The sequence below is a fragment of the Enterobacter sp. LM3 genome (genome assembly GCF_046622475.1).
GTDB lineage: Bacteria > Pseudomonadota > Gammaproteobacteria > Enterobacterales > Enterobacteriaceae > Enterobacter > Enterobacter cloacae_P.
In genome coordinates, this window is record NZ_JBJURN010000007.1 from 57734 (window position 1) to 72016 (window position 14283).

Here is a 14283-nt window from a genome sequence, read left to right on the forward strand (position 1 = left end):
AATGCTCTCTCTTAAAGCTGACGAAAACGGCTTCTCAGCGTAAAGGTATCTGACGTGACATAACGTTCCATTTCACGTAAACGCTTCTCGCCTGCGGCCAGTTCAGCGTCCACTTCATTCAGAATGTCATTACTGGTTGGCGCACCTTCAGCCGCCAGCTCCCCTTCCGGCATCGGGTCGAGCACAAACGCCAGAATGATGTACGCCACCAGGGTGATGAACCCCAGACCAAAGAAAATGGATAACACCGCGACCACCCGCACCAGTTTCACCGGGACGTCGAGATAATGCGCCAGCCCGGCGCAAACACCGCGAACCATGCCAAGCTGAGGGATCCGCCACAGTTTCTTATTCAGGTTCAGTCCAGACATTAACGATCCCTCCAGTTCGGGTGTTCCGCATCCAGGATTGCTTCCAGCGCCTGAATACGGTCGCGCATCTTATTCGCCTGATCGGACAACTGCACCAGACGTTGTTGCTCACTCTGGGAAAGGTCGCCGCGTGAAGAACGGTTGCTGTAGTGCAGCCATAACCAAATCGGCAGAACAAACAGCACGAAAATGGTCAGGGGAATAGCCAGAAAAAGCGCGCTCATGTGTACTCCTTGTCTTACCATGTGTGGCGGCACACTCGGGTGCCGCACGAAATATTATTGGTTGTCTTGTTTCATTTTGGCTTTCAGTGCCGCCAGTTGCTCGCTGATTTCGTCGTCAGCTTTCAGGTCGGCAAACTGCTGATCCAGCGATTTTTGCTTACCAATACTGTGGCTTTCTGCTTCCGCTTCCATCTGGTCGATACGGCGTTCAAATGATTCAAAACGCGCCATTGCTTCATCCAGCTTGCCGCTGTCCAGCTGACGGCGAACATCGCGGGAGGAACTGGCAGCCTGGTGGCGAAGTGCCAGTGCCTGTTGGCGTGCACGGGTTTCGCTCAGCTTGTTCTCAAGCTCGCCAATCTCTTTCTTCATCCGCGTCAGCGTATCATCCACCAGCGTCACTTCATGTTCCAGCGCGGCGACCATATCCGCAAGCTTCTGTTTTTCAATCAGTGCAGCGCGAGCCAGGTCTTCTTTATCTTTACGCAGCGCCAGTTCGGCCTTTTCCTGCCACTCGTTAAGCTGGGTGGTGGCCTGCTCAATGCGGCGCGTTAACTGTTTTTTCTCAGCCAGCGCACGGGCGGAGGTTGAACGCACTTCAACCAGCGTATCTTCCATTTCCTGAATCATCAGACGTACCAGCTTCTGCGGATCTTCCGCTTTCTCAAGCAGTGAGTTGATGTTGGCGTTCACGATGTCGGCAAAACGAGAAAAAATACCCATAATTCAATCCTCACATTTCTGTTATCGGGCAATGCCCTGCTGAACAGATAATACAATTTGCATGCCAACTTTTTATCTTGTTGTTTTTTATGGTTATGGTTGATTTTTCATCGCCACCACACTACATTCACCTGGTGAATATCGCTAATGAGTGGTGAATTTCATCATGGCTGGATACAAAGACAATTTACTCGGCGAGGCAAACAGTTTTCTCGAAGTGCTGGAACAGGTTTCCCGCCTCGCCCCGCTTAATAAACCAGTGCTGATCATCGGTGAGCGCGGTACCGGTAAGGAATTAATTGCCAACCGTCTTCACTATTTATCCGGACGCTGGGACGGGCCCTTCATTTCGCTTAACTGCGCGGCGCTGAATGAAAACCTGCTGGATACCGAACTCTTCGGCCATGAAGCCGGAGCTTTTACCGGGGCACAGAAACGCCACCCGGGCCGTTTCGAACGCGCAGACGGCGGCACCTTGTTCCTGGATGAGCTGGCAACTGCGCCCATGCTGGTGCAGGAAAAACTGCTGCGCGTGATTGAGTATGGTGAGCTGGAACGCGTCGGCGGTAGCCAGCCGCTGCAGGTTAACGTTCGTCTGGTCTGCGCTACCAATGCCAATCTGCCGGAAATGGTCGCTGAAGATAAATTCCGCGCCGACCTGCTCGACCGCCTGGCGTTTGACGTTGTCCAGCTTCCACCGCTGCGCGAACGACGCAGCGACATCATGTTGCTGGCAGAACAGTTTGCGATTCAGATGTGTCGCGAACTCGGCCTTCCGCTCTTTCCCGGGTTCAGCGACTATGCTCAGGAGACGCTGCTTGCTTACCACTGGCCGGGGAACATTCGTGAACTGAAAAACGTGGTCGAGCGTTCGGTCTACCGTCACGGTAACAGCGAAATGGAGCTGGACAACATTATTCTCGACCCTTTCCAGCGCAATGTTCAGCCGATGTCAGCAACAGCAACACCTGGCGACGCCCTAGCGTTACCGCTCGATTTACGGCAGTTCCAGCACGAACAGGAACAACAGCTGCTTGAGCAGAGCCTGAAGCAGGCGAAATATAACCAGAAACGAGCGGCTGAACTGCTGGGCCTGACCTACCATCAATTAAGGGCATTGCTCAAAAAGCATCAAATGCGCTGACAATATCAGCACTTACCCGCAGACATTTTTACGAAGCAGGCGTAAGTGCGATACACTTTGCAGATCGAATCTAAAAACCTTAAAAATTATGTAGTTCTAATTTAAAACATTTTAAAAAAATGTATTTGCATTAATATCAAAGGGTTGCTTAAACTGGATATCGGAGAATAACAGACAATAATGTACATCTTGCTGTCCCAAAAAGTACCCCCAAGTATGGTTTCGCCCCCAAATTTGCCCCCGTTTTGCGTAGATCCTTCCCGTTCAGTAACACACCACTTTACCGCCTCGCTGACTTCAGTCATCTTGACCGGACTTTAAATCATAAAGTTTCAGTGCTCACCTATTTTTCTCCCTACCCTATACTTTTAGTCTGAATACTGGAGGTTCCTATGTGTGGACGTTTTGCACAAGCCCGTGAAGAATATGGCCGATGAAGCTGAACGTGATATCGCGTATGACCCGGAACCGATTGGCCGGTACAACGTCGGCACCCGGGAATTTAATATACATTTCGTGGCTCAATGGCTGGCCTGTCAACACCCCTGTCAACGCGTCTCCCCATACCTCACGGTATGCAACGCATGACTCGGGGACCCTGTGGATTGCTGGCCCTTCAGTGGTCGGGGACTTTCACCCCTTGATCTCTACCGGCCTCCCGGCGCGCACTGTTTTTATATACAGTTACTTTAACTGAGACGCTGATCAAGATGGCTGGCTTGTTTACCGTTGCTACTTCATAGCCGCTTCGCTTCTAAACATTTATCGTTGTTGAGTTTGTGGGGTTTGTAAATTTTAGGGATGAGCGATCTGTTTGATACTATATGAGGGGATTGTCATCGGTAGATAGATGATGGACGGTATGAGTAACAACACCAACAAGACGAACATCATCGACCCCTCGATTGTTTCACCATCGTCAGTAATTAGTGCTTCATCGGCCCATAATGCATACTGCTGTCGACCGCAGAAAAAGTTGAGCCCGGGGGCTGTTATTTAAGTTTGTTGACGATTTAGCGCTCAGCGACTAAATTTACGCTCTCTTATCTATCCGGGCTCTAAGATGAACGTATCCAGCCGCTTTGTTGTCGCTCTTAATGTTGTAGTAGTCTTTTCTCTTATGGCTTCTCTCGCCATAAAGTTTGGTTGGATTTAGTGACTACACCCAACCTTTATACTTCAGGAATTTAGCAACAAATTCGGCATTAACCTCTGTCCCTGCATATAAAGCCCCATCCTTTTTTGTTATTGATGGATGCAGCTCATCAAGCCTCAGAGAAGAAGGTGTAAGACCAGCTTTGATATCTGCCAGATCTTGCTGGCTTTGCGGATTGTGGTGATTTAAGAAGTTTTGAAGCAGATCAATACCATCTATTTCGCAGTAGTTTTCCGGGAATGCTTCCTTGTAGGAGCTATTGATCAAAGCAATCTCCTCGGCTCCCTTCGTTCCTTTTGGCTCATAATCACCTGGAAACTCAGGAAGGATAACAAAGCGATTATTTCCCTTCGTCATCCTTCCCACAATAGCTTTCGCATCACGCATAATCTCTTCTGGCTGGGTTGAGTTATTTCTCCCAAGCCAAAGCAGATAGATTGATTCAGGATGCTCTGGATAGATGGTATGTCCCGTCACGTTAGCTGTAGCAACGGTGGTCATTGGATAGACATAAAGGGGTACTGGTTCTTTGAGAAAAGCAGCAGTGCTTCCATGATACCCAGTGAAAGTCACCGTTTTACCGTCCCAGTCAAGAACCCCACTCTGCCCGGCAATTTTGCAAGGGAGATGGAACCAGTCTGCTGAAGCATTTCTCCACAAACTCAAAGGCCCAGGTACATTTGGTGTAAGTGGGTTCTTAATTGCAGGATTTATTACTCCATCTGCTGGAGCATAATTGATGAAATATGCACCATTCCTTAGAGCTATACTTTCTGATGTCGCCCCGGAAAGGCCAAAATTGAAGACTCTGCATCCAGTTTCTTCAATCAACTTTGCAGAGAATGTCTGGTTGTTACCAAAGAAAGAGTGTCCCCATAAAGATATGTTAGGCTTAGTTATCAGACGGAATACACCATACCCACCAACGCAGGCCAGGGCCGAAAAACCCATCCCTACTTTCAAAAACGATCTTCTATTCATGCTTATCCTGAGCTTAGCCGGCCTGTTCGACCGACTAATTGTATCAGAAGCTTCTTGATACTTCTTTCGTTGTCCCGCTAAATCCGTTTTTGACAAATGAGATAAACTCTCCGGGAGAAACAACTGAATAGCCACAGGTTTAACAGACACCTCAGAGTCATTTAAGATGACTTAAAAGAGAGGTGCCCATGAGCGGTAAGCGTTATCCCGAAGAGTTTAAAATTGAAGTGTAAGCACACCTGTTTTAGTTCCACGCACTTTTTGAGATTTCCTGACCTGCCCCCAGGATTAGATACAACCTTCAGTTAGTAATGTCGGTTGGTTTTGCTTCATATTTCCCATTTCGCCAGTCCGCTGCAAATTCAGCTGGAGTCTGGTAATCCAGGGATGAATGTGGACGGCACTCGTTATAATCCTGCCGCCAGTCATTAATCGTTTTCCTGGCATAAACAATATTGCTGAACCAGTGCTCATTCAGGCACTCATCTCTAAATCGTCCGTTAAAACTCTCAATAAATCCGTTCTGAGTCGGCTTGCCTGGCTGGATAAGACGCAGTTCCACACCATGCTCAAAGGCCCATTGATCCAGTGCGCGACAGGTGAATTCAGGTCCCTGATCGGTTCTTATCGTAGCCGGATAACCGCGAAACAGCGCGATACTGTCCAGAATACGCGTGACCTGTACGCCTGATATCCCGAATGCGACGGTAACTGTCAGACACTCCTTCGTGAAATCATCCACGCAGGTCAGGCACTTGATCCTGCGACCGTTGGCCAGTGCGTCCATAACGAAATCCATCGACCAGGTCAGGTTCGGCGCATCCGGACGCAGAAGCGGAAACCGTTCGGTCGCCAGCCCTTTACGGTGTCGTCTGCGCTTTACGCTCAGCCCATTAAGGTGGTAAATACGGTATACCCGCTTGTGATTGACGTGAAGACCCTCCCGACGCAGTAGCTGCCAGATGCGCCGATAACCAAAGCGCCTGCGTTCAAGCACCAGCTCAGTGATACGCCCTGATAAATGTGCATCAGCAGATGGACGCTGGGTGTCATAACGGCAGGTCGACAGGGACAAACCTGTAAGCCTGCAGGCACGACGTTGCGACAGACCGGTCGCATCACACATCAACACCACGGCTTCCCGCTTCTGGTCTGTCGTCAGTACTTTCGCCCAAGAGCCACCTGAAGCGCCTCCTTATCCAGTATGGCTTCGGCAAGCAGCTTCTTGAGGCGGGCGTTCTCCTCTTCAAGGGACTTAAGTCGCTTCACCTCAGGAACTTCCATGCCGCCAAACTTCTTGCACCAGGTGTAGAAAGTGGCATCGGAAATGGCGTGCTTACGACAGAGCTCCCGGGCAGAAACCCCGGCTTCCGCTTCGCGGAGAATACTGATGATCTGTTCGTCGGAAAAACGCTTCTTCATGTGGATGTCCTCATGTGGCTTATGAAGACATTACTAACATCGGGGTGTGTTAATCAACGGGGAGCAGGTCAGGACACCTTCAACAGTAAACAACATAATGAAAGTCTTGTGTGCGATCCTCAGGCTTGCACAAAGAGATCAAATCATTACCCACGTTCCACACGAGAATGTAAAAATGCTGACGGTATCCAAAAAAGCACCAGCCCCCCCTGCTTTTTCACGAATACCAGGCACTGATTGCTGCGTTACCTAAACCACAAAGTCTGATGTGGATCTTTGCGGCGCATACAGGATTACATCACGGGGAGATTTGCGCTCTGGCATGGGATGATGTTGACCTGGAAAAAGGTGAAGTACATATAAGCCGGAATATCACGAATAAAGGTCTGTTTGTTGCGCCCAAAACAGCGGCGGTGAACGTACAGTGACGTTACTTCAGCCCGCCCTGGAAGCAATTAGAGAGCAGTTTTTGCTTACGGGGAGCAGAGAGAAAACAGAAATAACCTTTTATCACAGAGAGCACGGACTGACTGAGCATTCGGTTTGTGTTCTTCCCGGGATGCTTACATAAGAGCCTATATTTTGCACGAGGAAGCATTGGCGGCAGTTGGAAGAGAGCAGTGAAACGCTCTGGCATTCGGCGGCGTCCACCCTATCAGTCACGCCACACATATGCGTGCTGGTTGCTGTCTTCCGGGGCAAATCCGTCGTTTATTGCAAGTCAGATGGGGCATGAAAATGCTAAGATGGTTTATGAGGTATATTCAAAGTGGATAGCGGGTATGAACGCCGATCAGGTCGTAATGCTGAATGAGCGACTGCAAACGCTATTGCCCCCAGGGTGCCCTCAGGAGCAAACGGCGCTGGAAAACGTCGTTTAATATTAATAAGATAACCACTTTATAAGTAATACCTTAAAAATTATGCGTCTGGTTTTATCGTCCCTGTTTGCACTTGGCCTGTTCAGTAACATGGCCTTTGCTGCGCCCGAGCGGGCTGCGCTTCCTGATATTCGCGATAGCGGCTTCGTCTATTGCGTCAGCGGCCAGGTTGATACCTTTAACCCGCAAAAAGCGGGAAGCGGGCTGATTGTTGATACACTCGCCGCCCAGCTTTACGATCGTCTGCTTGATGTTGACCCGTATACCTATCGTCTGGTTCCTGAGCTTGCCGAAAGCTGGGAAGTGCTGGATAACGGCGCGACTTACCGTTTCCGCCTTCGCGATGATGTCGCTTTCCAGCACACGCCGTGGTTTACCCCTACGCGCAAGCTAAACGCAGATGATGTGGTCTTTACCTTCCAGCGTATCTTTAACCGTAACCATCCGTGGCATAACGTTAACGGGGGAAGCTTCCCTTATTTTGACAGTCTGCAGTTTGCCGACACCGTTAAAAGCGTACGCAAGCTGGATAACCGGACGGTTGAGTTTACCCTGGCGCGCCCGGATGCCTCTTTCCTGTGGCATCTGGCTACACACTATGCATCCGTCATGTCTGCCGAATACGCGGCTCAGTTGACCAAAAACGATCATCAGGAGTTACTTGACCGTCAGCCTGTCGGTACAGGTCCGTTCCAGGTGGCCGAATACCGCTCCGGGCAATATATTCGCCTGCAGCGCCATGAACATTTCTGGCGCGGCACCCCGCTGATGCCACAGGTGGTGGTTGATCTCGGTTCCGGCGGAACGGGACGTCTTTCGAAACTGCTGACCGGCGAATGCGACGTACTCGCCTGGCCGGCTGCCAGCCAGTTGACCATTCTGCGCGACGATCCACGCCTGCGTCTGACGTTACGTCCCGGCATGAACATCGCATATCTGGCGTTTAATACCGATAAACCACCGCTGAATAACCCTGCCGTGCGTCATGCACTGGCCCTGGCCATTAACAACCAGCGACTGATGCAGTCTATCTATTACGGTACGGCTGAAACGGCTGCCTCTATTTTACCGCGCGCCTCCTGGGCGTATGACGGTGAAGCTAAAATTACTGAATACAATCCGGCGAAAGCGCGCGAACAGCTTAAAGCACTGGGCGCAGAAAACCTGACGCTCCAGCTGTGGGTACCGACCAGTTCACAGGCGTGGAACCCAAGCCCACTCAAAACTGCCGAGCTGCTGCAGGCCGATATGGCGCAAGTCGGCGTCAAAGTGGTCATCGTACCGGTCGAGGGTCGTTTCCAGGAGGCGCGCCTGATGGATATGAATCATGACCTGACGTTAACGGGCTGGGCCACCGACAGTAATGACCCGGACAGCTTCTTCCGTCCGCTGTTGAGCTGTGCAGCCATTAACTCGCAAACAAACTATGCTCACTGGTGTAACCGCGAGTTTGACGCCGTACTGCAAAAAGCGCTCGCGTCGCAACAGCTTGCCTCACGCATCGACGCCTATGACGAAGCGCAAAACATTCTCGCCCGTGAACTGCCTGTGCTACCACTCGCCTCTTCCCTGCGTCTCCAGGCCTATCGTTACGATATTAAAGGGCTGGTACTGAGTCCGTTTGGTAACGCCTCCTTCGCGGGCGTCTCTCGCGAAAAAGAACAAGAGGTGAAAAAACCATGATTATTTTTACCTTGCGTCGACTCTTGCTGCTGCTGGTGACGCTCTTTTTCCTGACATTTGTCGGCTTTAGTCTGAGCTATTTCACCCCACACGCCCCGCTTCATGGCTCGTCGCTGTGGGACGCGTGGCTGTTCTGGTTTAACGGCCTGCTGCACTGGGATTTTGGCGTATCCAGTATCAACGGTCAGCTTATTTCAGAGCAGCTGAAAGTGGTGTTCCCGGCCACGATGGAACTGTGCATTCTGGCTTTCGGCTTTGCGCTGATGGTGGGCATTCCGGTGGGGATGCTGGCGGGGATTTATCGCAACAAATGGCAGGATAAATTCATCAGCGCCCTCGCTCTGCTCGGCTTCTCAATCCCGATCTTCTGGCTGGCGCTGCTGCTGACGCTTTTCTTCTCACTGACGATGGGCTGGCTGCCGGTTTCTGGCCGTTTTGACCTGCTTTATACAGTAAAAACGGTGACCGGGTTTGCGATTGTTGACGCGTGGCTGTCTGATTCCGTCTGGCGTCATGAAATGATCGTCAGCGCCCTGCGTCATATGGTATTACCCGTGCTGACGCTGGCTGTGGCCCCGACAACCGAAGTGATCCGCCTGATGCGGATCAGCACCATTGAGGTGTTCGATCAAAACTACGTCAAAGCCGCCGCCACGCGCGGGTTATCGCGTCTGACCATTTTGCGCCGCCATGTGCTGCACAATGCGTTGCCACCCGTTATCCCACGCCTGGGGCTACAGTTCTCAACCATGCTGACCCTGGCGATGATCACCGAGATGGTCTTTAGCTGGCCAGGCTTGGGACGCTGGATGATTAACGCCATCCGCCAGCAGGATTACGCCGCCCTCTCTGCGGGCGTGATGGTGATCGGCTCACTGGTTATTATTGTTAACGTGATTTCCGATATTTTGGGTGCAATGGCTAACCCGTTGAAGCATAAGGAATGGTATGCCCTACGATAGCGTATACAGCGAAAAACGCACGCCTGGTGCGTTACGTACAGTGTGGCGTAAATTCTATGGTGACACCACGGCAATGATCGGCCTGTATGGCTGTGCGGGTCTGGTTGTGCTTTGCATCTTTGGCTCGTGGTTTGCACCGTATGGTATTGATCAGCAGTTCCTCGGCTATCAGCTGTTGCCTCCGTCGTGGTCGCGCTACGGTGAAGTCTCCTTCTTCCTGGGAACCGACGATCTTGGCCGCGATGTGTTAAGCCGCCTGCTGAGCGGCGCAGCTCCGACGGTCGGTGGCGCATTTGTGGTGACGCTTGGGGCAACGGTTTGTGGTCTGGCGCTTGGCATTTTTGCCGGGTCGACACATGGCCTGCGCTCGGCGGTGCTGAACCATATTCTGGACACCCTGCTCTCTATTCCGTCTCTGCTGCTGGCCATTATTGTTGTGGCCTTCGCCGGGCCGCACCTGACGCATGCCATGTTCGCCGTCTGGCTGGCCATCCTGCCCCGCATCGTTCGCTCGGTGTACAGCATGGTGCACGACGAACTGGAAAAAGAGTATGTTGTCGCAGCCCGTCTGGACGGGGCGACAACGTCCAATATTTTATGGTTTGCCGTGCTGCCGAATATCGCGTCAGGTCTGGTCACCGAGATCACCCGGGCGCTGTCGATGGCAATTCTGGACATCGCCGCACTCGGTTTCCTCGATTTGGGTGCACAACTGCCGTCACCTGAATGGGGCGCAATGCTCGGCGATGCACTGGAGCTTATCTACGTTGCACCGTGGACGGTCATGTTGCCGGGAGCAGCCATTATGGTGAGCGTGCTGCTTGTCAACCTGCTGGGTGACGGTATTCGCCGTGCAATTAATGCGGGGGTGCAATAATGCCACTTCTTGATATCCGCAATCTCACTATCGAATTCAAAACCGGTGAAGGCTGGGTCAAGGCCGTCGATCGCATCAGCATTACCCTTGCAGAAGGCGAAATTCGCGGTCTGGTGGGCGAGTCTGGATCAGGAAAGAGCCTGATCGCCAAAGCCATTTGCGGCGTGGCGAAAGACAACTGGCGCGTCACCGCTGACCGCATGCGTTTTGATGATATCGACCTGCAGCGCCTCTCTCCGCGCGAGCGCCGCAAGCTGGTGGGTCATAACGTCTCTATGATTTTCCAGGAGCCACAATCCTGTCTCGACCCGTCGGAGCGCGTGGGCAAACAGCTGATGCAGAACATTCCCGGCTGGACGTACAAAGGCCGCTGGTGGCAGCGTTTCGGCTGGCGCAAACGTCGCGCCATTGAGCTGCTTCACCGCGTCGGGATCAAAGATCACAAAGACGCGATGCGCAGTTTCCCCTACGAGCTGACGGACGGTGAGTGTCAGAAGGTGATGATTGCCATTGCGCTGGCTAACCAGCCGCGTTTACTGATTGCTGATGAACCAACGAATGCGATGGAACCGACCACACAGGCGCAGATTTTCCGCCTGCTTTCACGTCTGAACCAGAACAATAACACCACCATTTTGCTGATCAGTCATGACCTGCAGATGCTCAGCAAATGGGCAGATAAAATTGATGTGATGTATTGCGGGCAGACGGTTGAAACCGCCATCAGTGAAGACCTGGTCAACACGCCGCACCACCCCTATACGCAGGCGTTGATCCGTGCGATCCCGGATTTTGGCAGTGCCATGCCGCACAAAAGCCGCCTGAACACGCTACCGGGCGCGATCCCGCTGCTGGAGTCGCTGCCAATTGGCTGCCGTCTGGGGCCACGCTGTCCGTACGCTCAGCGTAAATGTATTGAGACGCCGCGTCTGACAGGTGCCAAAAATCATCTTTACGCCTGTCATTTCCCGCTGAACATGGAGAGAGAGTGAAATGGTCGAAACTTTGCTGGAAGTCCGCAACCTGAGTAAGACCTTTCGCTACCGTACGGGGCTGTTTCACCGCCAGACCGTTGAAGCAGTGAAACCACTGAGCTTTATGCTGCGCGAAAAACAGACCCTGGCAATCATCGGCGAGAACGGTTCGGGGAAATCCACGCTGGCGAAAATGCTTGCGGGAATGGTAGAACCCACCGCTGGCGAAGTGCTGATTGACGACCATCCCCTGACATTCGGAGATTACTCTTTCCGCAGCCAGCGTATCCGCATGATATTTCAGGACCCGTCGACATCGCTCAACCCACGCCAGCGGATTTCGCAGATCCTGGACTTTCCGCTGCGGCTGAATACCAACCTGGATCCTGAGGCACGTCGTAAACGGATATTTGAAACCCTGCGTATGGTTGGGCTGCTGCCCGATCACGAAAGTTACTACCCGCATATGCTGGCTCCCGGCCAGAAGCAGCGTCTGGGGCTGGCGCGCGCGTTAATCCTGCGCCCGAAAGTGATCATCGCCGACGAGGCGCTTGCGTCGCTGGATATGTCGATGCGTTCACAGTTGATTAACCTGATGCTGGAATTGCAGGAAAAACAGGGGATCTCTTATATTTACGTCACCCAGCATCTTGGCATGATGAAACACATCAGCGACCAGGTTCTGGTCATGCATCAGGGTGAAGTTGTCGAGCGTGGAAGTACCGCAGATGTCATGGCCTCCCCGCTTCATGATCTCACCAAACGACTGATTGCCGGACATTTTGGTGAAGCATTAACCGCTGATGCATGGCGAAAAGACCGTTAACCGTGCGTCAAAAGAGTGGTCGGATTAACTAAGCACGCGACACGTGATATTATCGCCGCGTTTTAACGACGATTGTCCCATTGAGATGACGATCGCCACAACAATGAATATAAGGATCAAAGCTATGGGTTTTCTTTCCGGTAAGCGCATTCTGGTAACCGGCGTTGCCAGCAAACTGTCCATCGCATATGGCATCGCACAGGCTATGCACCGCGAAGGCGCTGAGCTGGCGTTCACCTACCAGAACGACAAGCTGAAAGGCCGTGTTGAAGAGTTTGCCGCGCAGCTGGGTTCCAGCATTGTTCTGGAATGCGACGTTGCGCAAGACGAAAGCATCGATGGCATGTTTGCTGAACTGGCAAAAGCATGGCCGAAATTCGACGGCTTCGTTCACTCCATCGGCTTCGCTCCAGGCGATCAGCTGGACGGTGACTATGTGAACGCGGTAACCCGTGAAGGCTTCAAAATCGCGCACGACATCAGCTCTTACAGCTTCGTGGCGATGGCTAAATCTTGCCGCACCATGCTGAACCCAGGTGCTGCCCTGCTGACCCTGTCCTACCTGGGCGCAGAGCGCGCAATCCCTAACTACAACGTTATGGGCCTGGCTAAAGCGTCTCTGGAAGCGAACGTACGCTACATGGCGAACGCAATGGGTCCGGAAGGCGTACGTGTTAACGGTATCTCTGCTGGCCCAATCCGCACCCTGGCGGCTTCCGGCATCAAAGATTTCCGTAAAATGCTGGCACACTGCGAAGCGGTTACCCCGATTCGCCGTACCGTTACCATCGAAGACGTGGGTAACTCTGCAGCATTCCTGTGCTCTGACCTTTCCGCAGGTATCTCCGGCGAAGTGGTTCACGTTGATGGCGGCTTCAACATCGCTGCAATGAACGAGCTGGAAATTAAATAAGCTGTCACTCTCTTCCCGTCGGGGAAGAGAGTTCTCCCTTCCCCGCCGTCCCTTCGTTATTCCGTTCTGCTATTTGTTATCACCTAACAATATTTTTCCCCTTGCTCACCTTACGCCAGGATATTGATCGCCATTTGAGATCAAGGAACGCACATGGAACAACGCCGTTTTTCCGGCAAAGGTCACTGGTATCATGAAACCCAGTCAAATCGCTCACAGTCGGATGTCCTGCCGCTGGTGCCCGAAGCCGCTAATGTCGACGACCGTTTTTTGCTCGATTTAACCCTGCCTGAAGAGATTGTCGCCGCGTGTTCTGGCTGGCTTACCCCTGCCAGAGCTTTATGCCACCTGCTGTTTCCGCGCGATACCCCAGTGAACCGTCTGCATACGTTAAGCGCCTACGACAGGCTAAGCACTGCATTAACGGTGGCCCAGGTCTGCGGCGTTCAGAGGCTATGTAACCATTACGCCGCCCTGCTTACCCCGCTTCCTGGTCCCGATTCCTCACGCGAAAGCAATCGTCGCCTGGCGCAAATTACTCAGTACGCCCGCCAGCTTGCCAGCTCACCTGACGTCATCGGCGATAAAGCCCAGAACCAGCTTGATGAGGTAGGTTTGACAACGTATGACATTGTACTTATTAACCAGATCATCGGCTTTATCGGTTTTCAGGCGCGCGTTGTCGCCGTCTTCCAGGCGTTACTCGGACACCCCGTACGCTGGTTACCGGGACATCATATCCAGCCCCATACGCTGCCCGTCCATGCCCGCACGTGGGTGTCTATTCTGCCTGTTGTTGAACTGCGCTATGCCAACGCTCATCAGTTGGATTCCCTTTCCCGCTGGCAGCCAGAGCCTGCACTTCAGGTGCTGACGCCGGTGCTTTGTCATGAGCCAGCGCTGCTCGATCTGACGGGTGAAATCCTGATAAACAGCCGCGAAGATGAATCTCCGACTCTTCTGGCGCTTTCCGCCGCTGTAGCGTTATTGACACATTCACCAGACCGTTTCAGTGCCGCGCAGTTTACTCCGCTGACGGACGAAGGGCTCCCTGCTGTACGGGCGATAAACCTGCTGGCCCAAAGCGCATTTGGAGGCTGGCTCGAACGCCTTAGCATCGCCCTTGGCAAAGAGGAATAACCGTAC

Annotated in this window: 15 protein-coding genes and 1 pseudogene; 11 read left to right on the forward strand and 5 right to left on the reverse strand. The window is 52.5% G+C overall.

Translation table 11 applies throughout. The features are described from left to right. Positions 1-11: 11 nt before the first annotated feature. The 3 genes from pspC to pspA are packed head-to-tail and all read right to left on the reverse strand — an operon-like array spanning position 12 to position 1318. On the reverse strand, positions 12-371 hold the full coding sequence (gene pspC / locus ACJ9N4_RS10320; protein WP_196390051.1) for an envelope stress response membrane protein PspC: 360 nt from the start codon (positions 369-371) through the stop codon (positions 12-14). Beyond that, positions 371-595: an envelope stress response membrane protein PspB gene (gene pspB / locus ACJ9N4_RS10325; RefSeq protein WP_131632444.1), complete on the reverse strand. Its 225-nt coding sequence runs from the start codon at positions 593-595 to the stop codon at positions 371-373. The genes pspC and pspB overlap by 1 nt, the downstream gene beginning before the upstream one ends. Positions 596-649: 54 nt before the next feature. Further along, positions 650-1318, reverse strand: coding sequence for a phage shock protein PspA (pspA, locus tag ACJ9N4_RS10330; RefSeq protein WP_182271568.1), 669 nt, complete (start codon positions 1316-1318; stop codon positions 650-652). A gap of 166 nt (positions 1319-1484) precedes the next feature. Between pspA and pspF the strand changes: the two genes are divergently transcribed. Then, complete coding sequence (gene pspF, locus ACJ9N4_RS10335) at positions 1485-2462, forward strand: phage shock protein operon transcriptional activator (RefSeq protein WP_411500447.1); 978 nt, start codon at positions 1485-1487, stop codon at positions 2460-2462. A 392-nt stretch (positions 2463-2854) separates the two neighbouring features. Next, a pseudogene (locus ACJ9N4_RS10340) lies at positions 2855-2951 on the forward strand (SOS response-associated peptidase); the annotation flags it as partial. A 670-nt stretch (positions 2952-3621) separates the two neighbouring features. On the opposite strand, the gene ACJ9N4_RS10345 reads toward ACJ9N4_RS10340, so the two are convergent. Further along, the gene (locus tag ACJ9N4_RS10345; RefSeq protein WP_411500448.1) at positions 3622-4599 is read right to left on the reverse strand and encodes a hypothetical protein; all 978 of its coding nucleotides are present in this window, start codon (positions 4597-4599) and stop codon (positions 3622-3624) included. A 301-nt stretch (positions 4600-4900) separates the two neighbouring features. Continuing rightward, a protein-coding gene (locus tag ACJ9N4_RS10350; RefSeq protein WP_411500449.1) for an IS3 family transposase occupies positions 4901-6021 on the reverse strand; the annotation gives its coding sequence in 2 pieces (ribosomal slippage) (positions 4901-5763 and positions 5763-6021; 1122 coding nt in all). Between the two features lie 266 nt (positions 6022-6287). On the opposite strand from ACJ9N4_RS10350, the gene ACJ9N4_RS10355 reads away from it, so the two are divergent. The 9 genes from ACJ9N4_RS10355 (at position 6288) to ACJ9N4_RS10395 (ending at position 14277) form a co-directional block, all read left to right on the forward strand. Next, entirely contained in the window at positions 6288-6449 is a 162-nt protein-coding gene (locus ACJ9N4_RS10355; protein WP_411500450.1) for a hypothetical protein, read from the forward strand. 192 nt (positions 6450-6641) lie between these two features. Next, positions 6642-6902 (forward strand): tyrosine-type recombinase/integrase, encoded by a 261-nt coding sequence (locus tag ACJ9N4_RS10360; RefSeq protein WP_411500451.1) that lies wholly within the window; start codon positions 6642-6644, stop codon positions 6900-6902. A gap of 42 nt (positions 6903-6944) precedes the next feature. Then, positions 6945-8585 (forward strand): ABC transporter substrate-binding protein SapA, encoded by a 1641-nt coding sequence (gene sapA, locus ACJ9N4_RS10365; RefSeq protein WP_411500452.1) that lies wholly within the window; start codon positions 6945-6947, stop codon positions 8583-8585. After that, positions 8582-9547: a putrescine export ABC transporter permease SapB gene (gene sapB, locus ACJ9N4_RS10370; protein ID WP_182919963.1), complete on the forward strand. Its 966-nt coding sequence runs from the start codon at positions 8582-8584 to the stop codon at positions 9545-9547. Before sapA ends, sapB begins: the two co-directional genes overlap by 4 nt. After that, the gene (gene sapC, locus ACJ9N4_RS10375) at positions 9534-10424 is read left to right on the forward strand and encodes a putrescine export ABC transporter permease SapC (protein ID WP_182271633.1); all 891 of its coding nucleotides are present in this window, start codon (positions 9534-9536) and stop codon (positions 10422-10424) included. The genes sapB and sapC overlap by 14 nt, the downstream gene beginning before the upstream one ends. Further along, on the forward strand, positions 10424-11416 hold the full coding sequence (gene sapD, locus ACJ9N4_RS10380) for a putrescine export ABC transporter ATP-binding protein SapD (protein ID WP_182271634.1): 993 nt from the start codon (positions 10424-10426) through the stop codon (positions 11414-11416). The genes sapC and sapD overlap by 1 nt, the downstream gene beginning before the upstream one ends. 1 nt (position 11417) lies before the next feature. After that, positions 11418-12224, forward strand: coding sequence for a putrescine export ABC transporter ATP-binding protein SapF (sapF, locus tag ACJ9N4_RS10385; protein ID WP_182919962.1), 807 nt, complete (start codon positions 11418-11420; stop codon positions 12222-12224). 124 nt (positions 12225-12348) lie between these two features. Next, entirely contained in the window at positions 12349-13137 is a 789-nt protein-coding gene (gene fabI / locus ACJ9N4_RS10390; protein WP_182271636.1) for an enoyl-ACP reductase FabI, read from the forward strand. Between the two features lie 153 nt (positions 13138-13290). After that, positions 13291-14277, forward strand: coding sequence for a CMD domain-containing protein (locus ACJ9N4_RS10395; RefSeq protein ID WP_411500453.1), 987 nt, complete (start codon positions 13291-13293; stop codon positions 14275-14277). The last annotated feature ends 6 nt before the right edge of the window (positions 14278-14283 follow it).